The sequence below is a fragment of the Sphingobacterium kitahiroshimense genome (assembly GCF_025961315.1).
Taxonomy (GTDB): domain Bacteria; phylum Bacteroidota; class Bacteroidia; order Sphingobacteriales; family Sphingobacteriaceae; genus Sphingobacterium; species Sphingobacterium anhuiense.
Genome location: NZ_JAOQNK010000001.1, coordinates 1,111,814 through 1,136,177, shown reverse-complemented (window position 1 = coordinate 1,136,177; position 24,364 = coordinate 1,111,814). Strand labels below are relative to the sequence as shown.

The 24,364-nt window shown below is 31.6% G+C and carries 27 protein-coding genes and 1 pseudogene; 18 read left to right on the top strand and 10 right to left on the bottom strand.

Annotated features, from left to right (window positions below; genetic code table 11):
- Window positions 1-15: 15 nt before the first annotated feature.
- A complete protein-coding gene (locus tag M2265_RS05090) occupies window positions 16-1,200 on the bottom strand; it encodes an efflux RND transporter periplasmic adaptor subunit (RefSeq protein WP_132767260.1) in 1,185 nt (394 codons plus the stop codon).
- An 87-nt stretch (window positions 1,201-1,287) separates the two neighbouring features.
- On the opposite strand from M2265_RS05090, the gene M2265_RS05085 reads away from it, so the two are divergent.
- On the top strand, window positions 1,288-2,118 hold the full coding sequence (locus M2265_RS05085) for an AraC family transcriptional regulator (protein ID WP_132767261.1): 831 nt from the start codon (window positions 1,288-1,290) through the stop codon (window positions 2,116-2,118).
- A gap of 15 nt (window positions 2,119-2,133) precedes the next feature.
- Window positions 2,134-2,481, top strand: a complete 348-nt coding sequence (locus M2265_RS05080) for a PD-(D/E)XK nuclease family transposase (protein WP_132767263.1) — start codon at window positions 2,134-2,136, stop codon at window positions 2,479-2,481.
- Here the strand turns inward: M2265_RS05080 and M2265_RS05075 are convergent.
- Complete coding sequence (locus M2265_RS05075) at window positions 2,448-2,948, bottom strand: DUF6169 family protein (RefSeq protein WP_132767265.1); 501 nt, start codon at window positions 2,946-2,948, stop codon at window positions 2,448-2,450. The genes M2265_RS05080 and M2265_RS05075 overlap by 34 nt on opposite strands.
- A complete protein-coding gene (locus M2265_RS05070; protein WP_153197979.1) occupies window positions 2,932-3,081 on the bottom strand; it encodes a hypothetical protein in 150 nt (49 codons plus the stop codon). Before M2265_RS05070 ends, M2265_RS05075 begins: the two co-directional genes overlap by 17 nt.
- Window positions 3,082-3,237: 156 nt before the next feature.
- On the opposite strand from M2265_RS05070, the gene M2265_RS05065 reads away from it, so the two are divergent.
- The 4 genes and pseudogenes from M2265_RS05065 (at window position 3,238) to M2265_RS05050 (ending at window position 6,089) form a co-directional block, all read left to right on the top strand.
- Window positions 3,238-3,492 carry a heavy metal-binding domain-containing protein gene (locus M2265_RS05065; protein ID WP_132767266.1) on the top strand — a complete coding sequence of 85 codons (255 nt, stop codon included), beginning with the start codon at window positions 3,238-3,240 and terminating at the stop codon, window positions 3,490-3,492.
- Between the two features lie 600 nt (window positions 3,493-4,092).
- Complete coding sequence (locus M2265_RS05060) at window positions 4,093-4,479, top strand: hypothetical protein (protein WP_132767268.1); 387 nt, start codon at window positions 4,093-4,095, stop codon at window positions 4,477-4,479.
- Between the two features lie 224 nt (window positions 4,480-4,703).
- Window positions 4,704-5,681 (top strand): annotated as a pseudogene (locus M2265_RS05055) (PDDEXK nuclease domain-containing protein).
- 174 nt (window positions 5,682-5,855) lie between these two features.
- Window positions 5,856-6,089, top strand: coding sequence for a heavy metal-binding domain-containing protein (locus M2265_RS05050; protein ID WP_132767269.1), 234 nt, complete (start codon window positions 5,856-5,858; stop codon window positions 6,087-6,089).
- Here the strand turns inward: M2265_RS05050 and M2265_RS05045 are convergent.
- Window positions 6,086-6,901, bottom strand: a complete 816-nt coding sequence (locus tag M2265_RS05045; protein ID WP_132767271.1) for a hypothetical protein — start codon at window positions 6,899-6,901, stop codon at window positions 6,086-6,088. The genes M2265_RS05050 and M2265_RS05045 overlap by 4 nt on opposite strands.
- A 478-nt stretch (window positions 6,902-7,379) precedes the next feature.
- On the opposite strand from M2265_RS05045, the gene M2265_RS05040 reads away from it, so the two are divergent.
- From M2265_RS05040 to M2265_RS05020, 5 genes are all read left to right on the top strand, one after another.
- Window positions 7,380-7,829, top strand: a complete 450-nt coding sequence (locus tag M2265_RS05040) for a nuclear transport factor 2 family protein (RefSeq protein WP_132767273.1) — start codon at window positions 7,380-7,382, stop codon at window positions 7,827-7,829.
- Between the two features lie 220 nt (window positions 7,830-8,049).
- Entirely contained in the window at window positions 8,050-8,964 is a 915-nt protein-coding gene (locus M2265_RS05035) for an Rpn family recombination-promoting nuclease/putative transposase (RefSeq protein ID WP_243655349.1), read from the top strand.
- 560 nt (window positions 8,965-9,524) lie between these two features.
- Window positions 9,525-9,974, top strand: a complete 450-nt coding sequence (locus M2265_RS05030; protein WP_132767274.1) for a nuclear transport factor 2 family protein — start codon at window positions 9,525-9,527, stop codon at window positions 9,972-9,974.
- 196 nt (window positions 9,975-10,170) lie between these two features.
- Window positions 10,171-11,244 carry a hypothetical protein gene (locus tag M2265_RS05025; protein WP_132767276.1) on the top strand — a complete coding sequence of 358 codons (1,074 nt, stop codon included), beginning with the start codon at window positions 10,171-10,173 and terminating at the stop codon, window positions 11,242-11,244.
- Between the two features lie 319 nt (window positions 11,245-11,563).
- On the top strand, window positions 11,564-11,794 hold the full coding sequence (locus tag M2265_RS05020) for a heavy metal-binding domain-containing protein (RefSeq protein WP_132767278.1): 231 nt from the start codon (window positions 11,564-11,566) through the stop codon (window positions 11,792-11,794).
- Window positions 11,795-11,890: 96 nt separating this feature from the next.
- On the opposite strand, the gene M2265_RS05015 is transcribed toward M2265_RS05020, so the two are convergent.
- Both M2265_RS05015 and M2265_RS05010 read right to left on the bottom strand, forming a co-directional pair.
- Window positions 11,891-12,688: a hypothetical protein gene (locus M2265_RS05015; RefSeq protein WP_132767280.1), complete on the bottom strand. Its 798-nt coding sequence runs from the start codon at window positions 12,686-12,688 to the stop codon at window positions 11,891-11,893.
- Between the two features lie 274 nt (window positions 12,689-12,962).
- On the bottom strand, window positions 12,963-13,874 hold the full coding sequence (locus tag M2265_RS05010) for a hypothetical protein (RefSeq protein WP_132767282.1): 912 nt from the start codon (window positions 13,872-13,874) through the stop codon (window positions 12,963-12,965).
- A gap of 420 nt (window positions 13,875-14,294) precedes the next feature.
- On the opposite strand from M2265_RS05010, the gene M2265_RS05005 reads away from it, so the two are divergent.
- The 6 genes from M2265_RS05005 to M2265_RS04980 all read left to right on the top strand — a co-directional run bounded on the left by M2265_RS05005 (window position 14,295) and on the right by M2265_RS04980 (window position 20,444).
- Window positions 14,295-15,338, top strand: coding sequence for a heavy metal-binding domain-containing protein (locus M2265_RS05005; RefSeq protein ID WP_132767284.1), 1,044 nt, complete (start codon window positions 14,295-14,297; stop codon window positions 15,336-15,338).
- A gap of 358 nt (window positions 15,339-15,696) precedes the next feature.
- Window positions 15,697-16,041 (top strand): hypothetical protein, encoded by a 345-nt coding sequence (locus tag M2265_RS05000; protein WP_132767285.1) that lies wholly within the window; start codon window positions 15,697-15,699, stop codon window positions 16,039-16,041.
- A 2-nt stretch (window positions 16,042-16,043) separates the two neighbouring features.
- Window positions 16,044-16,958, top strand: a complete 915-nt coding sequence (locus M2265_RS04995; protein WP_132767287.1) for a hypothetical protein — start codon at window positions 16,044-16,046, stop codon at window positions 16,956-16,958.
- Complete coding sequence (locus M2265_RS04990) at window positions 16,955-17,713, top strand: hypothetical protein (protein ID WP_132767289.1); 759 nt, start codon at window positions 16,955-16,957, stop codon at window positions 17,711-17,713. The genes M2265_RS04995 and M2265_RS04990 overlap by 4 nt, the downstream gene beginning before the upstream one ends.
- A gap of 414 nt (window positions 17,714-18,127) precedes the next feature.
- Window positions 18,128-18,388: an integrase core domain-containing protein gene (locus tag M2265_RS04985; protein WP_132767290.1), complete on the top strand. Its 261-nt coding sequence runs from the start codon at window positions 18,128-18,130 to the stop codon at window positions 18,386-18,388.
- 64 nt (window positions 18,389-18,452) lie between these two features.
- On the top strand, window positions 18,453-20,444 hold the full coding sequence (locus tag M2265_RS04980; protein ID WP_165905804.1) for a hypothetical protein: 1,992 nt from the start codon (window positions 18,453-18,455) through the stop codon (window positions 20,442-20,444).
- A gap of 62 nt (window positions 20,445-20,506) precedes the next feature.
- Here M2265_RS04980 and M2265_RS04975 read toward each other — a convergent pair whose 3' ends face one another.
- Window positions 20,507-20,731: a hypothetical protein gene (locus M2265_RS04975; protein WP_132767294.1), complete on the bottom strand. Its 225-nt coding sequence runs from the start codon at window positions 20,729-20,731 to the stop codon at window positions 20,507-20,509.
- An 8-nt stretch (window positions 20,732-20,739) separates the two neighbouring features.
- Window positions 20,740-21,660: a zeta toxin family protein gene (locus M2265_RS04970; protein WP_132767295.1), complete on the bottom strand. Its 921-nt coding sequence runs from the start codon at window positions 21,658-21,660 to the stop codon at window positions 20,740-20,742.
- Window positions 21,661-21,788: 128 nt separating this feature from the next.
- Here M2265_RS04970 and M2265_RS04965 point away from each other — a divergent pair, with 128 nt between their 5' ends.
- Complete coding sequence (locus tag M2265_RS04965) at window positions 21,789-21,971, top strand: transposase (RefSeq protein ID WP_262708411.1); 183 nt, start codon at window positions 21,789-21,791, stop codon at window positions 21,969-21,971.
- Window positions 21,972-22,089: 118 nt separating this feature from the next.
- Here the strand turns inward: M2265_RS04965 and M2265_RS04960 are convergent, their stop codons facing one another.
- Window positions 22,090-22,974 carry a DUF4435 domain-containing protein gene (locus M2265_RS04960; RefSeq protein ID WP_132767297.1) on the bottom strand — a complete coding sequence of 295 codons (885 nt, stop codon included), beginning with the start codon at window positions 22,972-22,974 and terminating at the stop codon, window positions 22,090-22,092.
- The gene (locus tag M2265_RS04955; RefSeq protein ID WP_132767298.1) at window positions 22,974-24,341 is read right to left on the bottom strand and encodes an AAA family ATPase; all 1,368 of its coding nucleotides are present in this window, start codon (window positions 24,339-24,341) and stop codon (window positions 22,974-22,976) included. The genes M2265_RS04960 and M2265_RS04955 overlap by 1 nt, the downstream gene beginning before the upstream one ends.
- Window positions 24,342-24,364: the final 23 nt, after the last annotated feature.

Sequence of the window (24,364 nt, the reverse complement as noted above, 5' to 3'; positions counted from 1 at the left end):
TAATAAATTATTAGATTAAAGTTCTTCTTCAACAGGATTTATAGTCTCGCCATCGGACAAAGCATCGATGCCTTTTGTTACAATTCGATTTCCGAATGATAGGTCTGATCTAAACAAATAATTGTTGCTGCTATTCGTTAAAACCTTTATAGCTTGAGCATGCACTTTGTTGTTTTTGTCTAAAACATATACAAATGTTTTATCTTGTATATCCAAAGTAGCCGATTGCGGAATAGAAAAAACATCTTGGTGGTTAATCTGCATCTGTATTTTTCCTGTATTACCAGATCGGATTAAAGCTTTAGAATTCGGGAAAATTGCTCTTAGTGTAATTGATCCAGTTGTTCTATCAAATTGACCATTGACCATATCTACCTTTCCTTTCTCACTATAAAGTATGTTATCTGCTAAGAGGAGTGAAACAGCAGGTACTTGTTTTATTTTATCTGTGAGTGTATTTCCATTGTAGGTGTCTTTAAAATGATTAAAGTCCATTTCACTTAAAGAAAAGTACACAAAGATTTGTTCTACATTGGAGATACTTGTTAGTGACTCTATATCATTGCGAGTAATCAAACTTCCAATTTTTCTAGGTATCCTTCCGATATAGCCTGAAATTGGAGCTTTTATTGTTGTAAAATCAACATTAATTTTAGTTGATTTTGCTGCTGAACTCGCCTTCGCTACTCTTGTTTGTGCTATTTTGTAATTAGTTTTGGCAATCTTCAGTTCATATTCTGAACTGATTTTATTTTCAATTAAAGGGATAAGCCTGTCTAATTCTAACTTTGCATTGAGTAATGCATTTTCTGCTTCATTTAAGTTTGCTAATGCTTCATTGTATAGTTCTAAATAAGGTAAATCATCTAGTTTAAATAACGGATCTCCCTTTTTAACGTATGAACCTTCATCAACGAACTGGTGAATCAAGTGTCCATCTACTCTAGAACGAACCTCAATATCCATAACCCCCTCTATTGTTGCAGGGTATTCTTTAAAAGTTACCGTATCGATCTTATTTAAGAAAACAAAAGGTAAAGTTTTATTTTCGTTGATTTTTGATTCTTCTATTTTCGAAGAGCAACTGAGAAAAATAATTGTTGGCAACAAATAGATTATGATGTTTGTTTTAAAACTATTCTTAAGCCACATTACATTATTGAAATTATTCAGTTTAAATTGTTTTTTTTGTTTTTCCATTTATTTATCTATTTTGTTGTGCAAATTTATACAGATTTATGGCTATAAAATTTGTATAAATCAACACTTGTTCTGTATCTTTACAGCATGAAAATAGAAAACATGTACAGTCCTTACGAGATAGAAATAATGGTAGCTGATGAGTGTCCTCTAAGAGATAACATTCTAAATTTTTTCCAGATTGTATATGTTGTTAGAGGCGAGGGTAAGCAATGGGTAAATGATCATGTAGCTGCCTACGAATCGGGAGATTTATTATTGATGATTCCTGAAGACAAATATTCTTTCGATGTAGAAACCACTACGGAATTTTTATTCATTAAGTTTAACAACTTCTATCTTCATGAAAAAAAAATAGGAACTGAAAGCATTCATCGATTGGAATATATACTAAATAATATTAGCTTAAAGATTGGATGTATAATTAATAGCGAAAATGATAGGGAATTTGTAGAATTACTGACTCGTGCAATTACTGAGGAAAATAATAACAGGAAATTATACGGCAATGAAATAGTTCAACAATTAATTAACACCTTAATTATGGTTATTGCTAGGAATATTGCTATTTATTTACCGGGCAAAATTAAGGAATATACGGATACAAAAGTTGGAGATATTCTTCAATACATTCAATGTAACATTTATGCCCCAGAACAGTTAAGGTTAGAAATAATGGCCAGCAACTTGGGGTTTTCTGACACTTATATTAGTCGATTCTTTAAAAAACACACCAATGAAACCATACAACAGTATATTACTCATTACCGTATGAGTTTAATAGAGAATAGATTGAAACATAGCAACATGAGAATTGGCGAGATAGCCTTTGAGTTTGGTTTTAGTGACGAAAGTCATTTGAATAAATTTTTTCGCAAACAAAAAAACCTTGCACCGAGTGAATTTCGAAAAATTTAATGTTTTTTTTAGTGTATTATCATCTTTCGCGGTCGCAAGACCATCACAGATCTTACCTATCGGGATACCGAGCGTATCGGAGCAACCGAAGAGATTGGCAAAGTTATCTTTGATCTGGTAGTCCAGATCAGTACAGGAGAAGAGATCATCATCGAGATGCAGACCAGTACACAGAGCAACCTGAAGCAACGGATGTTGTACTATGCAAGTAAAGTTATTTCAGACACAGCGCCCAAAGGAAACCGTAAAGCCTGGGGCTATGCCATTCCCGAGGTTTATACCATTGTACCGATGGATGGTTTTCATATGCCAGGAGGTGATCATAAAACCTATTTTTCCTCAAGCAATGCGCTTGATATTTGAGTATAAATATGGATTATTTTTTTAGAATTACTATTATCTCTATGAAACATCATCGATGTATAAAGTTTTTGGGTTTCTTGATGCCCTATATTGAAACTAATTATATTGTCAAGTTTTATTATAGCATGATGATATGGAGAATTTTTGTACCATCTATCAAAGATGTCATGACGCAATTTGGATTTTTTGTCATCATCAGAACAAATATATATTAACGAATTTTCAACCGTTTGGAAAAATTTTTCAACAATGTCTTCTATTGTTTTAGAAACTTTAGCATCATAAGATTCAAGAGCTTCAGTTGCTTTTTCGACAACTAATTGGAACATGTTGGGAATGGTCTCTCCAGATATTGATGAAAAAGTTTCATCCACCACAAATGCAACCCTGTATAAAATAGAATTTCTTGTTACAAAATTATACGTATTTGTAATATTATCGAAAACGTAGTTATAATGGTTTTGCAAACTTGATACCTTTTTTATCCAGTTCTTGAAGCGTTGTTTTACCTTTCATGTATGAACGCACAGCTTCCTTATCAGCAATCATTTGAGATACTGAAGTTATAATCACTTGCTTTTTAATTTCTTGTTTTTTCATACTATCACAAAGGTAATAAAAAAACATTAATTATCTATATCACAGTGTTATGCTGTAGAAATTCTTTAAACCAAACCTTTCCTTACGGCTTCCCGTATTTTTTAATCAAACCGATGCTTTATTTTCGGGCTTTTAAAACAGTATTCATCATACACCATGATCGTTACCAGTACCAATACCATCGAGGGGAGAGAAGTCCTGCGTTATTTTGATCCCATTTCAGCAACAGCTGTTATTGGAGCCAATGCTTTGAGTGAAATCAGGGGCCAGCTTCGTAGCGTTTGCTTTGCAGATCCCTTCGGGATTTTTCGGTGGGCGATCATGCTCGTTATATTGCTTATCTTGGTTTACATTATCCCGAGTATATTATCCACGAAATCCAGGATCTGGAAGATCTCATCCAAGTATTGATGTGTCTAGATCGAAAACAAGCGAAGTAGTGGTTTAGCACGCATAATATCACTGTTCTACAGTCAGATATCTGGATCCAAGACAAAGATGCTATTATAACTATTTTCCCTATTAAAAATAATCAACAGTTTATGACTTCCTTGGATGATAACGAAGACTTGATATATAATCTAATGAGTATAGCAGACTTACTGAGTCTCCGTGATCTATTTTGGATAGATCCGAGGATAAGTTAGATTCCTATAATTTTTAATAGAATTGAATTATTATTGTAGACTTGGATTAAATGACGTAGAAATATAGAATATCCCGTAGGTTCTGACATAAAATTGGTTTATAATGATATATATGATTACTTTTATAAGCAGGATGATCTTCAGAAAGGAATCTTCCGGATATTTTTTTTCTCTTTTCTTTTATGTCTTTCAATAATCCCATGGAGCCGTTTTTCAAATAGAAAATAAGAGGGAGAAATATAAACACCTCATAACTAATTGCTGTGCAGGATATTTAACACTTACTAGGGATAATGGAAGTATTGCCAATTCATTGAAAATAACAATAGTAAACTGGAATAATTGCATTAAGAGATTAATAAATATGAGCTATTTTAAAAAGTTTGTTTATGATTTAAAGCCAGAATATTCGGTTCTAATAGAAGATGATGGTAAGGTCTGTTACGCATATCTATTCATTAACAATAAAATCGTTGGTGATGTATGGCTATACAATAAAATAGAAAGTCCAATTGTTGCTGAGTGGCACAGTCCAGATAATTTACCATTTTTAAATCCTATTGAATTTATAAAAGATAATATTAACTCATTTAGTGATGAAACAAATGTAATTGTCGATTGGAATTCAGAGAGTAAAGTGTTTGCAATGATTTATATTTCAAATAGATTGATTGCTAAGTTAACAGAAGGCGATTTTCCAGGAAATTCAACTTTAGTAATTAAAGATGGGCCTCTTGCAAGAATATTATAATATTATATAACCCATTGTGCGTTATTATTAAAGGCAAGCGAGAAGAATCGATTGTTATTGCTTTAGAGTTCAGGGAAATGTGATTACCTATTGCCGATATTGCCAAAGCTACGGGGCTTACCATCGACGAGATTGAAAAGCTGTATAGCAATATGTCAATTAATATATAGCAAATATTCAAACCTAAATAATAAATTGTAATTTTACACTATATTCAAAGTGCAATGGAACAACGTTTTACAGATGTCATTCAGTTAATCAAACAATCTCGTAGCAAGGCGATAAAAGCAGTAAATACTGAGCTGATCAATTTGTATTGGAATATTGGCGAGTACATTAGTAGGCGCATAGAAACTACTGAATGGGGTCAATCTGTTGTAAAAGAATTGGCACAATATATCCAAAGAACGGAACCAGAAATAAAAGGCTTTTCTGATAAGAACCTTTGGCGTATGAAGCAGTTTTATGAAACCTATAAAGATTTTCCGAAACTCTCAGCACTGTCGAGACAATTAAGTTGGTCGCATAATTTGGCTATATTTTCTCGATGCAAAAGCATAGAAGAAAGAGAATTTTACCTAAATATTTCTAAGCAAGAAAACTATAGTTTTCGTGAATTAGAACGTCAAATATCAACAGGTTATTTTGAACGTACCATGATCGGGAATACAAAACTCTCAACAGTGTTGAGAGAATTTAATTTTGGTATAACTAATGCATTTAAAGATAGTTATATTTTTGATTTTCTGAACCTTCCAGAGCCATATAACGAAAGTGATTTACAAAGAGGTTTAATTCATCAAATGAAAAATTTCATTTTAGAATTAGGAAAAGAATTTTTATTTATTGCCGAAGAATATAAAGTACAAGTTGGAAATAGTGATTTTTATGTTGATTTATTATTTTATCATCGAGGATTACAATGTCTGGTCGCTTTTGAGTTGAAAGCCGACAAGTTTAAACCCGAACATTTATGACAATTGAATTTCTATCTCGAAGCTCTAGACCGTGATGTGAAAAAAGCTAATGAAAACCCCAGTATTGGCGTTTTACTGTGTAAAGACAAAGATAGCGAAGTGGTAGAATATGCTCTAAGTAGAAGCCTTTCACCCACAATGGTTGCCGAATACCAAATGCAATTACCTGATAAAAAATTACTACAGCAAAAACTGCACGAGCTGTTTGAGAATAATCAAGTATAACAGCAATAAAATGCAGTGGGAACATGATCATATAAATAAACGTATAAAGCCATTCTGTCAAGAATGGCTTTATACGTTTTATACCATCCTTACGGCTTCCCGTATTTTTTAATCAAAACGATCACCATAAAAATCCCATTTCAGCAACAGCTGTTATTGGAGCCAATGCTTTGAGTGCAATCAGGAGCGAGCTTCGTAGATATCTTCGGTGGGCGTTCCTGCAATTATGAAAACAAATTACAGGAGCTATACAAGAGCGTAGTAGAGTCTTTAAAGCAAAGTGCCCGTAGCTATAGGGCAGATGCCGTTATAGGCTTCAGCGTCAATATTGATGAGCTCTCGGGCAAAGGAACGCAAATGTTTATGATTACTGCTATCGGTACATCTGTATTGTTTCAACATCTTTAATAGAATTCATATGTTAACTGAGTTGTACCTTTTATCTTTTCCAGTAAAATTTTCCCATCCAAAAAATCTTTCCACGAGACCGAATAATCTTTGTTTTCAATTTCTTTAATCATTTCAAAAAAACTTTGGCCATGTAGGCTATCGATAGTCGGAGACTGAATAAATTCTGTAGGTAAACCATAATAAAAAACTAAAAACTGTTCTAGCGATTTGTAATCGTAATAATTGTTATAAACACTTCGTGCTCCTTTTAGCTTGTTATTCTTAATTACAATTTTTTTGATTTTCCCTTTATTGTAATAATAATCTACAGTCGAAGCATGAAACCGATCTAGCCATCGTCCTCCTATATGTCTTATATGATCCTTATCATAAACGGCTACAGAGTCACTTTTATAAAAGAAATGACCAATATCTCCTATATGAGATAGCTTACCAAATTGAAATGAATAATTCTTCCTGATATTCATAGGCCTATTATCTTTATTTGCAGGAATCCATTTCGATATATTTTCAAATTTTTGTTTCAATGAGTCTATGCCATTAATATAACCTAAAGAATTTAAATCTAAAACACTGCTGTCTTTCATTGCACTGAATTCTATAATAATTCTTCCATTAGCATGTGGAAAAGCTTTCAAAAGTTCTTCATAAAACTTATATACACCAATTTTGGGCGTTGGTAGAAAGTTTTCATACGAGATAAATACAACCTCTTTATCTTCTTGGCTTTTGGCGATAAAACTTAAAGCTAATAATGAAGCAATTACAAAGCATCTAGCTAGACTATATTTAATACCGCTTGAATACATAGATTTAATTATTGTAAGTATATAGGTTAATCGTATTAAGTTACGAATAAATACCATATATACATCAAGGATAATAGTTGCGAATGGTTGAAAATCCATATACATCAAAAGGGCCTAATTCTCATTAGACCCTTTATCTTGGCGTTTAACTTGCACAGTAATTTTTATGTTTCTTATCGTTTCCTCTTTTTTGTTTCATCATCCAAATTGTTTTCAAGCAATTGGATTTATTTACTGTACTACGTCATTTATCGTTTTACACTTTCATGTTGAAAGTATGTTTGTTATCGCTTTGTATTATAAGAACACCTGTCGAATAAAATAGTTCAAAAAAGTTTAAAATAATTTCACCTATTCATTTTGACAGTTCACCGAGTTTTTAGTTGGTTTAGTCTAATTGCCATAGGGTTGGGACGATTAACACCCTACTTTTGAATCAACAAATAAGATAAAACTAACAATATAACATAAAGACATTATGAACACTTTAGCAAAAACATTCGCAGCAGCAGCCTTGATCGCAGTATCTACATTCACTATGGCAGCAGGCAAACCAGAGGTATCAAACCCAAAAAAAGCAGTAGTCAACTTATCCACAGCAGATCTAGCCATTGATCATTACGGTGCGGTTATGATAGAAGGACAATCGGCAGGAGTAGAGCAGTTGTTTACAGCAGATTTTAGTCAAAAAGTACAAGCCTCTGAGGTGAAGACAAACAGCCGTTCAGAAGTTATCAGCTTTTTGAAAAAGCAAAAAGGTGAGCAGTTGAATTGTAAAACAAGTACCACTATCGTACAGGAGTCAGCAGACTATATGATCGCCAAAATAACGATGCAGTTTGAAGGTTTTACCAAAACCGATCTTGTGACTTTAGTCAATGACGGTGGTAATTGGAAAGTATCCCAATCGATCAATTCTTATAAGTAATTTATTGTTTAATCATATGTTTAGTTAAAGCCACGTCGTAAGATGTGGCTTTTTTTTGTGTCCGGAAAGCAAGACTAGGTTAACAAGTTGATGCTTTTGTTACCAGCTAGCCGACAACAAACGACTACTATCGACTACAAACGTTTAATAACCGGCTAATAATTTTAGTTTTTCTGATGTTTGCTTAGCAACATTAATTATTTAAGCAAAGCATATTATTATGAAAAAGACAAAAAGTAACATGGGCAAGTATGTTGGTTTTAGTGGCGACTGGAGCTTTAAATTTTATTTTGGAAGAGAAGAAAATAAGCCTATTTTAATTGGATTTTTAAATGGACTCTTTGAGGGAGAGAAAGTTATTCAAGATCTTCATTATCGGCCAGTGGAGCAGGGTGGCGATGTTGAAAATGAGCGTAAGGTTATTTTCGATCTCTATTGTACCGGCATTGATGGGGAGCATTTCATTATAGAGATGCAACAGCTTTATCAAGATTTTTTTAAAGACCGAACCGTTTTTTATACATCCAGGCTTATCAATAAACTTATACCCAAGGGCTATAAGGGAAATACATACGAACTTCCCGAAGTATATTTTATCGGTATCTTAGAGTTTGAATTAGGAGAAACTGAATCCGGAAAGTATTTTTATGATGTTGCTCTTTGTGATAAGCAGAGTAATCGTGTTTTTTATGAAAAGCTTGGTTACAAGCTCTTAGTATTACCAAATTTTAACAAGAATGAGGCTGATATAAAGACAGATATGGATATGTGGATATATCTATTGAAAAACATGAGTAAACTTGATAAAATACCGGATTTTTTGGATAAGCGGGTATTTGGTCTTATCTTTGACATAGGCGAAGTCGCAAAATTAACACCGGAGGATAAGATGGCATACGAAGCAAGTTTAAAACATAAGCGTGATGCAGAGAATACCTATTCTACTGCTCAGCGTCTTGGACATGATCGAGGTTTAAAAGAAGGTTTAAAAGAAGGCTTAAAAGAAGGTATTGCTCAAGGCGAACACAAAAAAGCCATTGAGACAGCTTTAAAATTTAAAAAGATGGGTTTACCTTTAGAACAAATTGCTGAGGGTACCGGCCTTACCATCGACGAGATTGAAAAACTGAAATAAATCAAATAGGATATAAAAAACCTAATAAAGCCATTCTGTCAAGAATGGCTTTATTAGGTTTATACCTTCCTTAAGGCTTCCCGTATTTTTTAATCAAACCGATCACCACATCTACTCGATTTCAGCAGTAGACCGCTCATACTAGAGCTAAAATCTAATCAGCTTTTAAACATCAAAAGTGCCTAATTCTCATTAGACCCTTTATCTTGGCGTTTAACTGCACAGTAATTTTTATGTTTCTTATTGTTTCCTCTTTTTTGTTTCATCATCCAAATTGTTTTCAAGCAATTGGATTTATTTACTGTACTACGTCATTTATCGTTATACACTTTCATGCTGAAAGTATATTTGTTATCGCTTTGTATAATAAGAACACCTGTCGAATAGAATAGTTCAAAAAAGTTTAAAATAATTTCACCTATCCATTTCCCTCATTCACCGAGTTTTTTGTTGGTTTAGTCTAATTGCAATAGGGTAGGGACGAATTACATCCTACTTTTGAATCAACAATTACGAACAACTAGAAACATAAAACTAACAAACTATAACATAAAGACATTATGAAAACTTTAGCAAAAACATTCGCAGCAGCAGCATTGATCGCAGTATCAACATTCACTATGGCAGCAGGCAAACCAGAGGTATCAAATCCTAAAAAAACAGTGGTCAATTTATCTACAGCAGATCTCGCCATTGATCATTATGTTGCGGTTATGACAGAAGGACAATCGGCAGGAGTAGAGCAGTTGTTTACAGCAGACTTCAGTCAAAAAGTTCAGGCATCAGAAGATAAAACTAATAGCCGTTCAGAAGTTATATCCTTCTTGAAGAAACAAAAAGGCGAGCAGCTGAACTGTAAAACCAGCACCACTGTCGTACAGGAGTCAGCAGACTATATGATCACCAAAGTAACGATGCAGTTTGAAGGTTTTACCAAAACAGATCTTGTGACTTTAGTCAATGACGGCGGTAATTGGAAAGTATCCCAATCGATCAATTCTTACAGGTAAATAAATTCTAAAAATAATATATATTAGCATTAAACTCTGATAATATTTTCTAATAGATTTAACAACTAAATTGTTCATGATATTATGTACTAAACCCAACATATTAATGTTAGCATTAAACTTGGTTTTTTATTGCTGTTTGTCGCAAGTAAACAGTAAGAAATCGGTACCGCTACATGGGATGACCTATTCACAATTGATGCAAAGTGCATCGACTAAATTGACCTCGCATGAATATGCGTCGGCACTGCGTGATTTTAGCCAAGCTTTCAAGCAGCATGACTCGATTGGTAAATATGATTATGCAAATGCTATGGTTGCTGCCTATAAATTAGATAGTATCGAATTGGCATTAAATTGGTTCAGTAAAGGAGTTGAATTAGGGCTGGGGTTAAGCAATGGCGAATATGAATATTTTAATAATGCCAGCGATTTTCCTGGACTTAAAGATCAACCCCACTATCAAGCATCTTTAGTTCAGATTTCTGAAAAACTGAATAACCAAAAAAGTGATAAAGCCCTCAAAGATAAGCAATGGTTCCAAATGATTGAGAGAAATGGGGAAAATGTAAAACACAATAATGATTCACTTAGCGTTGGTTTTTCGCTCTATTGGAATGATTCAGGAACTTCTAAAGTTCCTTATTTGGTATATTTGCCTAAAAAATCAATCAATATTAAAAATCTAAAGACCATTGTGTTTTTGCATGGAGGAGTTGTTTCTACACCTGAATTTTCATATCAAGAATCAGCAATTTCCAGCGAACCAATATTCAAAGTTGCAGATAGTTTAGGATTTATTGTTATTTACCCCTTTGGTAAAAAAAGTTATGGTTGGGTTAATCAGAAGGAGGCCTTTTATCAAATCCTTGATATCGTAGAGGAAATAAAAGGAAAATATCCTTTAGTGGAACAGGAAATATATCTGGGTGGTATGTCTAACGGAGGAACAGCGACGTTTTGGTTTGCGAGTCAATCAAAGACACCATTTAAATCTTTCTTTACATTTTCAGGCAATTGCGAATTAAAAGTAGATACCATAGATTGGAAAAAAATAGATGCTTCAAGATCTCTATATTCTGTCAACGCAATTGATGATAATGTATTTCCAAAAGATAACATACAAAGATATTATTCTGAGAAAAGTGTAATTGCACAAGGGTGGCATTTAGAGATGGTAGAATCAGGCGGGCATGGCTTTATCTATGATCCGACTGCTTTAAATCTATTTCTTATACCTTTCTTTAAAAGATTTTTGAATATTAACTGACATAAAACTTTATCTAAAGTTTTATTATTCATCACATTTCATACTTTAGTGAATGTCGTCGAGTATAAAAAAGCCATTGAGACAGCTTTGAATTTGAAAGAGATGGGTTTGTCTACTCATCAGATTGCCAAAGCGACAGGCCTTACCATCGACGAGATTGAAAAACTGAAATAGATCTCATATCATGTAAAATAAACAAATAAAGCCATTCTGTCAAGAATGGCTTTATTTGTTTTATACCATCCTTACGGCTTCCCGTATTTTTTAATCAAAGCGATCCTTTATTTTCGGGTTTTTAAAACAGTATTCATCATACACCATGATCGTTACTAGTACCAATACCATCAAGGGGAGAGAAGTCCTTCGTTATTTTGATCCCATTTCAGCACCAGCTGTTATTGGAGCCAATGCTTTGAGTGAAATAGGAGCCAGCTTCGTAGCGTTTGCTTCGCAGATGACTTCGGGATTTTTCGGTGGGCGCTACTGCAATTATGAAAACAAATTACAAGAGCTACATAAGAGCGTAGTATATGCCATCACTATTAAGTAGTGCATATATCCTAATTTTTGATTCTATAGGTCCACGATCTATAGTAGCTGGAAGCCAGTTTACATTATTCGATCTTTACAACTCCCTACGTTGAGATTATCGATTATAACCACAGGTAAATACTTTTAAAGCGCCATTTTGGACTTGTGCAAAAATTTCAATATAGCTTTTCACAATTCGACCTCCTAGCATCCTTGGTTGCCATACAGGTCCAGACTGCTGTAGTGAACGAAGTATTTGGTTGCCTACCGGATCATTACCCATTAACATTTGGATATTATTTATATACCCTTTCTCATCAACTATACCTTTAAAAAGATAATGAGTTTCTTGATTTATATTTCTAATGCTAGGAATATCCCTATTTAAATTTTCTTCTAAGACAGCGTTACCCTTTTTGTAACTAGCATTGAATCCTTCATAAGGGATACTGGAAAGTTCACGTTGAACTTTTGTTCCTTTATGCAACCATTCTGTTAGGATGTATTTTAGACTATCTTTTGTTAGTATTGCACTTATTGTGTAGTTTATAAGTTCATTTTTTTCATCATATTTTTCATCAATTATTTTTAAGTCATATATTGGATAATCTGGTACTTTTAAATTGGGATAGTCTCTTTTTAAAAGGAATAAATCACCTGGAAATTTTAAATAGAAGTAGGATTTTTTATTTTGTCCGGCTTTCTTATTTTCATATTTAAAAAAAAGTTCTATAGGTTCATTTTTGTCGTAGTTAATAATTAAACTATCTAAATCTTGATTTTTTTCAAAATAATCTGAGTGACAATTATTTAATCCGCTAATAGTCAATTCTTTTAGTCTATAAGATTGAGCAATACAAAAGTTACTACTTAGAAATGTAATGGTAAGTAGTAAAAACAAAAATATTTTCATTCTATATAGTATTTTCGGTTAGTCATATATTAAAAGTTATATTGTGTAATACACAATATCGTAGGAATAAAGATTTGTATCATCACCAGCTGTAATATGATTTTCTGTAAAAGCAGTGAATGATACGTTGTCTTGAATACTAGCATTATCCGTTTTTTATGAGTGTAATTATCTGCACCATTTACTATTGCTGAATGTGCTATAAATCGATCCTCTGAAGATTTATATCTGTATCTATATTCCAATGATCAATTTTTGGTCAATGCATTTTAACTTAATTATTATTCAATAATTTCGCTAGTTTTTTTGGTGTACTAATACTCATTGTCCCGTCATCATTTTTTTCTTTTATGAAACATTCATAGTTTCCATTAAAATACCAAAAGAAATCAAGAGTTATATTACCTGGGTCTTCATCAAAACATTGTTCAACTGTCGGATAGATTGTTACGATAACGTCTAAGATATCAGCTTCTGAAATGGGATATAGAAATGCAGTTCCTTTTGTTGGTAAAGCAATCAAAGTTCCAAATTGTCCAATAGTGAAGTCTAAATCTTGTTCAATTAATAATGTATATGAACTTGAAAAGTCGCCATTAAGTAATACAAAGACATCGTATTTATCTTCATATGTGTATTGTTTAATTTCTATTTCTTCTTTTCTTAAGTTATTTTTTGCAATTTCAAATAATTGGATTTCATCTACTTCCCAAAGATATACTTTACTTTTTTCTACATAATGAAATTGATCTTCAAAGTCAAAGACCAAAAATGTCAATAAATTGGGATAGCTTTTTTGATAAACGAAATCTTCATTGTTGGGTAAAATATCGTCTGCTTTCAGTAATATTTTAAGAAATTGCTTTGCATAATCAAAATCCTTGTAAAGATAGGTGTATGCTTTTGATTGGTCTTTTAATTTACTGAAGTGCGTTTGTATTACAATATCTTGTTCCTCATTATTTACTTGTATGTATTTCCTTAGAAGGTTGTCTAAATAGAAATGTGCTTCTATGCTGTTTTCTTTTTCATATACAATGTCACCATTGTTAAAACTTACAACTTTATAACCTAGATCCTTAAGTGTTAACAGACATTTCTTCAGAAAGATTTCATAAGATTTTTCGTCTATAAGGTTTGAGTAATCTTCAGGAAGAATGGTTCTCTTTTTAAAAATATTAAACATTGTCTATTGTTGTGATCCGTTTTAAATTAATGCCAAGAACAATGTTGGTGAAACAGAACTTTTCATTACCCTTGTCACTTATTCATGTATTGGTAAAACTAATATATAAAAAAATGATCAATCTGTCTAAAAACTAATATAATACTCACATAATATAAAATTTTTGTTTGAAAAGAAGCTAAAAAAGCAACAATTGAAGCGATGGGTTTACCTTTAGAACAAATTGAAAGAGTTACCGGTCTTACCATTGAAGAGATTGAAAAGCTGAAATAAATCAAATAAATCATATCGGTAAAACGCATAAAGCCATTCTGTCAAGAATGGCTTTATACGTTTTATACCATCCTTACGGCTTCCCGTATTTTTTAATCAAACCGAAGCTTTATTTTCGGGCTTTTAAAACAGTATTCATCATACACCATGATCGTTACCAGTACGAATACCATCGAGGGGAGAGAAGTCCTGCGTTATTTTGATCCCATATCAGCAACAGTTGTTATTGGAGCCAATGCTTTGAGTGAAATAGGAGCCAGCTTCGTGGACTTTTTCGGTGGGCGCTCCCGCAATTATGAAAACAAATTACAGGAGCTATATAAGAGCGTAGTAGAGTCTTTAAAGCAAAATGCACGTAGCTATCGGGCAGATGCCGTTATAGGCTTCAGCGTCAATATTGATGAGCTCTCGGGCAAAGGAACGCAAATGTTCATGATCACCGCTATCGGTACTCCTGTATTGCTCAATCAAGTTAAACATATACAAGCAGAAGCGGTAGGTGGAGATATCGATGGATCAGTTATTAAGAACAAAGTCAAAGCAAGCTTGATCATAGAACGCTATACCGGTATCTATACCATGGACAATGCTACAGCGGAGTTTATAGCCACATCCCGATTGACCGAATTTGTACCCCTGCTATTCAAAGCGATGAATGAAACAGGGGAGGATCAAGAATTCAAAGACCGTCAAGCCACGCTTTTCCGTTATTTTGATTTCCTGGACAAAGATCAAGCTATAGCCATACTCTATGGACAGTTACTGTCCGATGATTTAACCGGTGCGCAGTTTAAGATCATTAGCAAAGCTATCAGCAGTTCCAATCTTATCGATTACGATCAAGTGGCGAAACTGTTAGCAGGATCTTTATTGGCAAAAAACGCAGCATTACAAGTGCTTTCATTAGACAAAGACTGGTATTCCGCTCAAGATATTGCCTATCTACAGACATTGAAAGGAGAGGGCTTGGTACAGCTATTTCAAGAAGTAGTTACCGTTAAAGAATCAAAGGGCATGTTTTCTTCGGGCAAAGAAGTATGGGAATGTTTATGTGGCTATAGCAACAAGCTGGATGCTACAGCATGTATTTCTTGCGCAAGGGATAAGCGAGGTTTTAGGGCGGAAGAATTAAAACCTGAAGCTGTGCAGAAACTGATTAATCGGAGATTAGAGGTTATAGATGGGATTTAATGGAAAATAGAACTATTTTACTTTTTATTTTTTAATCTTTAATTTTCACGGTATATTGTGGTTGATTTTGAGAAGAGAATCTTAAGCCATGAATCTAAGTTATCTTTTATAGTAAATTATACTATAATTATTATAGAGGCTAATTAGTTGTAATCATTTCAGTATTTTAAAATTAAAATTGCAGTTGCTGTATTAAATCCATAAAAAAGATTTTACAGAGATTAGCGAAGGCGTGATCTACTAATATCAATTAAAGTATAAATATGTTCAATGCAACAAAGGAAAGAGGAAGCTTTATTGACGACAGCATTGGGCGAATATAATTGTATAGGAAAGAAACGGATTTAAACAATTTATTATGAAACCATTTATTCTTCAATTTAAAGAGGCTCCATTAGAAACTAATGTTGACTATTCAGGGATCTCATATGATGAGAATTTAAACTTAAGTATTGATATACAAACGGGTTTGCCGGCTATCTCAGCATTAGATCTTTCGACTGAAACCTTAACAAAAACTAATAATGAATCTACTGACTCTGATCATAACTTTGTTGCTCGTTTAATGGGAACAGAATCCGTTACTTTGGTTAATAATGAAGCAACCGACAGTGATCGCGATCGTTTAAATTTTATTATGTTAATGGGTACCAACACTCAGACTAGGACTATTACGGAACAAACTGATAGTGATTTTCATTAAGCATGATTTTAATTATAACCCATAAATTAGACTTCACAGCTGATTACGTTATTAATATACTTAATGAACGAAAAATCCCTTATCGACGATTTAATTGTGAGGATGTTCTTAATGTCAGTTGGGACTTTAAATACAAGCCAGACTTCACTTTCGATTTTTTGGGAGTAGATGATTATCAGTCTGTGTGGTTTAGGAGAACGATGCTACCAGATTTAAGCAATATTGATGAAGAATATAGACTGTATATAACAACTGAGATTGATGTATTTTTGAAAAATATTTTTTCAGTAATTGATGCAAAATGGATTAGTGATCCAAATTCTATCTATAAAAGTGAGAACAAAATGTATCAGTTAAGGATAGCGCATAAATTAGGATTTAATATACCAGAAACTTTAATTACTTCAAAAAAAGAAGAAATTGTTGAGTTTTATAATAAACATAAAAAAATAATTGTTAAACCGCTTTCACAAACTCGTATTAATAAAAATGATAGTGCTGAGTTTATTTTTACAAGTACCGTTTCACATAAACAGATAAATAACCTTTCTGATTTTGATATCACTCCTTGTATTTTTCAAAAGGAAATTGATAAAACACTTGAAATAAGAGCTACAGTTATAGGGGATTCTGTTTTCTCAGCTCAAGTAAACTCTCAAACTGATGATGAAACTAAAGTTGATTGGAGGAGGAAGAGACTATCTTTTACGCCGTTTAATTTACCTCTTGAAATGGAGATCAAATGTATTAATTTAGTTAAAGATATGGGACTTTGTTTTGGTGCTATTGATTTAATTTTATCTCCTAATGGAACTTATACTTTTTTGGAGATAAATCCAAATGGTCAGTGGGTGTGGATAGAAAATGAAACAGGGCTTCCAATTTCAGACACATTGATAAATTATTTACTACGATGAGGCTATATGAAATCTTTAGGGATTGGGGAAAAGATATTGGAATAGGTTATGTTCATGATCCTAAAATTAATGATACTTATAGTTCCACTGAATATCAAGAAAAAGATGATCTTAATAAAATTAAGGAGCATAGAGATTTTTTATTACGTTTGGAAGATCAAGAAGTAAAACGATTAGAGAGTATTGAGAATAAGACATCTACTCTAATAGCACAAACAGCGATAGTCTTTTCAATTTTAGGATTATTTCTACCTTTTATAATAGATAAAATGTCGAGTATTCATTTGATCATAAAGTTTTTGATTACATTTTGTCTATTAAGTTGTTGTTTTTTTTATATTCTAACTATAATTAATGCTATTAAAAATTATAGTATTAATGATTTCAAGTATGTAAGACCATCAGCAAATAATGTGTTAATTTTTAAGGAAAAACAAGCAGATTTTGTTTCAGAAGAAGTCCGTGATTTGCTTTTTGCAATTCCAAGAAATAGGCATATAAATAACGAAAAAGGAACGAATTTATTACATTCTTATAATTCTTTCAAATATGCAAATATATTATCTGGAATTTTAATTTTGGCATGTTGTATCGTTTTATTTACCAATTCCGAAAAAGGTGAAAAGAGTGAAATTAATATAAAAATAGTTTTGGCGGATTCTTTTTTTTCTATAAAAACTAATGAATTAAAGATGGACACACTAATAATTGGCTTACATTATTATGACTGGAGACGCCAGAATAGATCAAAATGAATAATATATGACTTTGGTGAAGAGTGTAACTTAAAATTTTGTCAAGCCTGGTCATATGTTCAGTTGTAACAGTACTAATCTTAATGTTTTCGTTTCTTACATGATTTTGGTATGGATTTCCAAAACAGGACATTTAAAACCATGTGTATTTCTAATGATTATCCTAACTCAAAAAAACAAGATATGGCTGAGAAGGTTATCCATTGTTTGAAGAGGTGCATTTGTAGCACGAGTAGTACGGTTACATAAATCGAGCTAATAAGCATAAGACCAGAGCTCAATGTTCAGTAATAAAACTGTTTGATTTAGAAAATGTGAGAAACTTAGAGATTTCCAATCTTGTTCATTGGTGGGAACTCACACCAGAGCAACAGTTATACTAAAGTAATTAAGATCATGAGTACACTTCAATAAATTGTAATTGAACGATTCAACCGAACATTTAGACAGGATGTGCTAGATTATTTTATGTTTGATAATCTTTCTGAGGTTAGAAAATATGCAAATGCATGGGCTTGGATGTACAATAATATAAGGCCTCATTCCTCATTAGGACAATTGACTCCGACAGAGTTCCTATTGAAATATGGAAAACTCTCCGAGTTTCCCACATTCCAACAGGATAACAATAGCAAATCTGATTGGAATTTTTTAGTTTTGGGTGTAGTTATTTAGGGTAAGATTACAGAAATTTCAAGAAAGCAAACAAATTAAGCATCGAAGGTCTAATAATATTTTTATGATAAGTAATTGTGCAGAATGTCAAAAAGTGAAAGGTAAAAGGAGATGTATGACATCGGGACAGTTGATTTGCAGCAAGTGTTGTGGAGAAAAACGTTCTTGGACATTTTGCAATACAGAATGTGAATATTTTCCAAATGAATCTGTAAATTATGTTCCTTATAATTCACAGAAAACAGAGTTAGTGATGTTACCAAGTGGGATAACAACAAAATTTGAGGTTCCGTTATTTTTACCAAATTTATTTGATGTTATTACTTGTACTGTAAAAGAATTAAAGATTGATCTTCTGGATTTTAATAAAGCTATAGTATCAATTCAATTTAAATTAGCTGGAGATCGGGAGCTTGGAAATGAAGTTTATATTAAAGATCGATGGAAAATCCCGACTTCAAATGTAATAATTAGAAATGATAAAATTCTTGCACCACTTATCATAATGTCAACTGCTGTCGGTAGCACATGTAATTTCGTAGAATCCAAAAGCAAGTACGGGGAATCTAGTTTGTCATTAGTTAAGACCTCTTACAGTTTAAACGTTTGGTTACCATATTCAAAATCTTCGATGAAGAAAATTGATGTGCGAGATAAACCTGAATTTAATTCGAATTTCGTGACGGGTGTGGTTAATGAAGGAAGGCTTGCATCCAAGAAAAATGATGTTTTTTGGGCAGAGCTTAATACAAAATTTGATTATAAAATATCCTTTCAGATCGATAATACAGATATAGTTGTAAAAGAAGAAAAAAAATCATTATTGTATTTAGGGTTTTTCCTACCATACAAAAAAGTGATTGTAGAAAAGTTTATTCTAAATAAATCTAGTTCATTTTCTATAAGTGAGGATTCTTTTTTGGCTCTACAGACTTTTGGTGAGCAGAAAATTGATAGATTATGGGAAATACCTTTAGAAGAAAATTTTAAAAATCAATTTCATGGTGGATATGTTAAAAATAATATTTTAGATTTATCTAGTCCTTATCACTATGACGAATATTTATATAATGATTATTTCTTCTTTTTGAGAAACAAGTCTGACATATCAATTAATGTTCTTTTTAATTCAGATGATATTGTATCGGCCTATTTTAATATCTTACGAGAAGTCTATAAAGGAAAATATTCACCCATACTCTTAATTTTAGCAAATATGAGCATGGAAATTAAAAAAATAAAAGTTATTTTCGAAATCAAAAGTTTATCTGAGAGATGTGTAGAAACTATTTATTTATCACCTTTAGAAACTTTGAGTTTACCACTTTTTCCGATTTTAAATGAAACTAAATTATCTGAATTAAATGAGCACACAGCAGTTCAGTTTTTTGTTGAGGTTTTTTATGATAATGAATTAATCTATGAAGAGTCAAAAAACTTAAATTGCTTACCAAAAGAAACCTTTGTATACGATAGCGAGGATCTGGGAAAGGCATATAAATATTATTTTTATTCATTTCTTGCTCGGTGGGTAACACCTAATTCTGTATCTATTGAAAGTTTAATAAATGAAGCTGTAGAAGCGGTAGGTGGTTTAGAAGGAATGTCACAAGAACCGGATAACATTATGAAAGAAATAAAGGCACTTTATGATGTAATCTCTTCAAAAGTGAAATATGTATCTAAAACATTTAGTTTATACAAAGGTCTTACTTCACTTCACCAAAAAGTACATCTTCCGGACAATACAGTTGCAAATGGTGGAGGTAATTGTATTGATTTGGTAGTTTTGATGGCTAGTTGTTTGGAGAAATTAGGATATAATCCCCAGATAATAATTGTTCCGGAACATTCTTACTTAGGAGTCAAATTTGATAATTTCTCAGTTTTTTTGGAAATGACTTATATTTCTGAGAGTAATTTTCATGAGTCTCTTGTTGAAGGAAATAGAGTTCACCAGAAATATTTTGACAATACTAATAATGCAAAAATGGAAAAATGTATTATTATCGATGTTAAACAATCTAGAAAAGCCAAAATTTATCCGATGAACTAGTCGATTGTTGGTAATAATGGTTGGTAGTACTTTACTGCTTCAAAATGTTAATGATATAGTAATTATTCTTCGTAAACTGGGACGACTTTCCCATCTTCAACTGTATAACGAATTATTGTTTTATTATTAGTGGGTAATGCCTTTATTTTACTTTTAATAGTTTTTATTTGATCTGCAAGTCGTTTTATATCATCTATTTCACGTTCATATATATAAGAATATATAACAGGATATTCAGATAGTTCTTTATTTTTCCTTTCCTCTTTATTTTCTCTTTTATTTCTCATATCTTAATCTATTTAAATAGTTTTGCAGGGTTATTTCCATATAAAAGAACTTTCTTAGGTTTTTCATCTTTCTTTACATCGGTTGAAATACAACCATAACTTTCTAGGTCACTGTTATTATAAGTGATAATCTTATAGAACGTTGTTGTTGGATTATTTGCATAAGTGTCAAAAATTAATCCTAAAGGTACATATCTTCTTGATTCATTAAATCGAGTTAAAGCACGTTGAGATGCTTTAACTCTATCTAGTTCTACTAATGTTAAATGTACAAAATAGTTTGATTTTTTCAAAATTTCAATTAAAGTGATTATTCCTGTCAAATTACTCCCTATTTTTGGTAGCACTATATTAGCACCAGTTTCAATGCAATGTTCAAATAATGATTTAAAAGAATCTTTATTATTACTGCTAAAAATTATTTTATCTGATTCTTCATGTACCAAAGTTGCACCAAAAGGTAGAGCAGAAAATTCAGGTAATTTTCTTTTAGCATAATCTGAATCTAATATAATAGCACCATATTCATCTGCAATAATATTGGAAATACCTGATTTCCCTGATGCGGGTAGACCAATTACTATAAAAGCATTACGGTCCGTTTTCACAGGTTTTAAAGGAAAAGCTCCTCCCTTTCCAAGTACTATGTCTTCATCGTTCTCTAATCTTGTTTCGATCAGTAGTTCCGCTACAATTCGCTTTTGAAGGAGTAGTCTTTGAGAATCTTTCCTGTACTTATTAATTCTATAGGATTTGCTATTTAAGCTTATAAGAGATTCATCAAAATTTTCAATATTAAGCTCCGTTGAAACCACCTGACAAACTATTTCGTACATTTTGTCATCTTCAATATTGATTGAAAGAGCATTCTGTAAGAAATGTTCTACCAGTTCAAAATTATTTAAGGGCCTACTTGTTTTATTTGCCATCTAAATTATTGATATAAATAAGTCGATATTCGTGAGTCGATAATCTTTAAGTTTTAAAGTGTTTTTTTTATTACACAAAGTTAAGGGTAGTTTTTTTATTCCTGTAATAAATTTAAGTTTTTCACAATATATTTTTAAATTATTTATACAAGTTACATTATACTTTTAATCCTATTGAAGGAATGCACCGTCAGGTACGTAAAATCACGAAGACTAAAGGTGCATTCAGTTCTGAGCAGGCTCTTATGAAGTTGATGTTCTTGATAATAAGGGACATTTCTAAAAAGTGGACAATGCCAATGCACAACTGAGGCTTGACGATATCTCAACTTTATATTAAATTTGGAGATAGGCTCAAGCTAGATAGAGGCTTTTAGGATTAGGTTAATTATCCAATGACACAGTTTGAGTTACACTCCCTTATTATTTTTATGCACAAATATTTAAAAAGTCTTTTAGGCATTTTGTTGTTTCCGCATATTGAGATAACTGTGATAAAGCAATTGCAGTATCAATTTTAAATTTTGTTTTCTTTTTTAAAATTGTTTTGGCATTATTTGCATCATTAATCAAATAATTAATAAATTTCAACATGAATTCAAATTGATATTTCCCTCTAAATCTGAAAACTGGATCCTTACTATAAAAATCAGTTCTGTTAGCATTTAAATCCTCTTCTGAAATATCGATTGCTTCTGGAAATTTTATTTTAATATCATTTAACGTATAGTTCCAAGTAATGGAATCAAATTTAAATTGAATAAATTCTTTAATAAAAATATCATTTAGACAAGCTTTTACAATAGTTGAATTGTTTCTTGCTTTCAATTTCGCGGAATAGTACCATAAATTAAATAAGGATGTTGCATCATGAAATTCTTGTTGTCTTTTATTAAACGTATTTATTGCATCTAGATATTCCTTATCTGATATTTTTAAAAAAAATTCATTTTTTAAAATTCTGCTTAAAACATCCACAGTGCAATAAAAATTTTCAATTGAATATCCAAAAGTTACGTACAAATCTTTTTTTTGTATTGGATCATCAAAATCTGAATCTATAAAAAAAACTGTTTTATAAATAGGGTACTTCTTCTTAATAATTTCATAGGATTCTAAAACACTTTTCTTATTTCCACAAACAATTGTATGATTGTTTTCATTGTAATTATTAATTCGGGGGAAATAATATTGAGAATCAGATCCTTCAAAAAAACAAAATAAATCAGTTTTATGTTTACGATGCAAAAGAATGAATCTATGAAATGCAACCTGGGGAGATTGTGTCTGCTGTAATAATTCTTTTGGTTGCATTAATCGAATTTAATATAATCAGTTAGACCATAAGCATAATTCTGCATATCGTTATCATAAATAAATGGTGAGTGAGTTACCGTAAGTAAAAAATTACATTTATTAGAATCTAAGATGTCAGTAAGTAGCCTCTGTTGCCAATATATTGAAAGAGATAATTCTGGCTCATCAAAAAGTATTATAAATGATTTATCTAATTCAAGATGAATTTTAGAAAAAAGTGATACAATTTGCTTTTCCCCAGAAGATAATTGTTCTAATTCAATCTCATCTGTGGATGAGTCTCGTTGTATTTTCAAAGAGATTGAACTTTCATCATAGATAAATCTTTTTAAATTCAAGTACATATTGCAAGTGTCTGCAAATTTCTTTATTGCAACATCTAAGGTTTCCTGTTGATTGTAAAGATCAATTAATTTGTCGATTAAATATAATAAGCCTTTATTACTCTTATTGCCGGAATGAATATAATCTTTGATATTCTGCTTATCATTATTGTTTATAGAATGTCCAACCCTATCTAAAATGATTTGGAGTTTTTTTTGGTCAAATTTATTTTTAAGCTTATAGTTTTTAAATTCATTTGAAAGCTGGCTTAATAAATCTCCAGTAATTTTTGAAAATCCTTTGAGAGACATTTCTCTGATTTCTTCAGTTAAATACTCGATTCTAGCTTTAACATCTTGCATTCCAAATTTTAAATTATCATCAAAATTTGAATTGTCTTTATGGTCTTCGTCTCCCCATAATAATATACTTTGTTGCGATACCTGTTGAGGATTTAAATTCTCGAAGTGTGATTCAATTCTTCTGTACGTAGGGAAGTATAATATTTTTGACGTAATATTATTATCTAAAGTATCAATTACAGTTTGAAAATTTATTGCTTCAAATTCACTAATGAATTTATTTATATTTTCATAAATAAATTTTGAAGGCGCTCCTATATTGAGGTTAATTTTTTTTAAATATTGCGTTACTTCTAGACGTTTATGTACATCCTCATTCTTATTTAGAATAATTTTTTTCATGATTTCGACATCGTCTTTTTTTATTTTATCTTTCAGGATTTGAAAAAAATGACTTTCTTGATTTTGACTCCTACCATTAATATAAAAATTTAAATCGTTTTTTGTGAAAGAAATTTTTGATTTATTACTGAAAATTAGTTCTATAGATTCAAATTTTAGATTATTTAACTTCCTGAATTTTTTATCTAGTAGAAAATATAGTGCATTAAGAATTGTCGTTTTTCCTAAACCGTTTTCACCAATTAAAATTTTATATCGGTCATTGAAATCTATATCAACATCTTGATATCCAAATAGTTTTGTTATTTTAAAGCGAGAGATTCTTGTTTTTATCATTTTTTTGATTATTGAAAGAAATA

Coding starts and splice junctions, on each gene's coding strand:
- M2265_RS05090 (WP_132767260.1), bottom strand. CDS start 1,200: ATGGAAAAACAAAAAAAACAATTTAAACTGAATAATTTCAATAATGTA.
- M2265_RS05085 (WP_132767261.1), top strand. CDS start 1,288: ATGAAAATAGAAAACATGTACAGTCCTTACGAGATAGAAATAATGGTA.
- M2265_RS05070 (WP_153197979.1), bottom strand. CDS start 3,081: ATGAAAAAACAAGAAATTAAAAAGCAAGTGATTATAACTTCAGTATCT.
- M2265_RS05065 (WP_132767266.1), top strand. CDS start 3,238: ATGATCGTTACCAGTACCAATACCATCGAGGGGAGAGAAGTCCTGCGT.
- M2265_RS05060 (WP_132767268.1), top strand. CDS start 4,093: ATGAGCTATTTTAAAAAGTTTGTTTATGATTTAAAGCCAGAATATTCG.
- M2265_RS05045 (WP_132767271.1), bottom strand. CDS start 6,901: ATGTATTCAAGCGGTATTAAATATAGTCTAGCTAGATGCTTTGTAATT.
- M2265_RS05040 (WP_132767273.1), top strand. CDS start 7,380: ATGAACACTTTAGCAAAAACATTCGCAGCAGCAGCCTTGATCGCAGTA.
- M2265_RS05035 (WP_243655349.1), top strand. CDS start 8,050: ATGAAAAAGACAAAAAGTAACATGGGCAAGTATGTTGGTTTTAGTGGC.
- M2265_RS05030 (WP_132767274.1), top strand. CDS start 9,525: ATGAAAACTTTAGCAAAAACATTCGCAGCAGCAGCATTGATCGCAGTA.
- M2265_RS05020 (WP_132767278.1), top strand. CDS start 11,564: ATGATCGTTACTAGTACCAATACCATCAAGGGGAGAGAAGTCCTTCGT.
- M2265_RS05015 (WP_132767280.1), bottom strand. CDS start 12,688: ATGAAAATATTTTTGTTTTTACTACTTACCATTACATTTCTAAGTAGT.
- M2265_RS05010 (WP_132767282.1), bottom strand. CDS start 13,874: ATGTTTAATATTTTTAAAAAGAGAACCATTCTTCCTGAAGATTACTCA.
- M2265_RS05005 (WP_132767284.1), top strand. CDS start 14,295: ATGATCGTTACCAGTACGAATACCATCGAGGGGAGAGAAGTCCTGCGT.
- M2265_RS05000 (WP_132767285.1), top strand. CDS start 15,697: ATGAAACCATTTATTCTTCAATTTAAAGAGGCTCCATTAGAAACTAAT.
- M2265_RS04995 (WP_132767287.1), top strand. CDS start 16,044: ATGATTTTAATTATAACCCATAAATTAGACTTCACAGCTGATTACGTT.
- M2265_RS04990 (WP_132767289.1), top strand. CDS start 16,955: ATGAGGCTATATGAAATCTTTAGGGATTGGGGAAAAGATATTGGAATA.
- M2265_RS04980 (WP_165905804.1), top strand. CDS start 18,453: ATGATAAGTAATTGTGCAGAATGTCAAAAAGTGAAAGGTAAAAGGAGA.
- M2265_RS04975 (WP_132767294.1), bottom strand. CDS start 20,731: ATGAGAAATAAAAGAGAAAATAAAGAGGAAAGGAAAAATAAAGAACTA.
- M2265_RS04970 (WP_132767295.1), bottom strand. CDS start 21,660: ATGGCAAATAAAACAAGTAGGCCCTTAAATAATTTTGAACTGGTAGAA.
- M2265_RS04960 (WP_132767297.1), bottom strand. CDS start 22,974: ATGCAACCAAAAGAATTATTACAGCAGACACAATCTCCCCAGGTTGCA.
- M2265_RS04955 (WP_132767298.1), bottom strand. CDS start 24,341: ATGATAAAAACAAGAATCTCTCGCTTTAAAATAACAAAACTATTTGGA.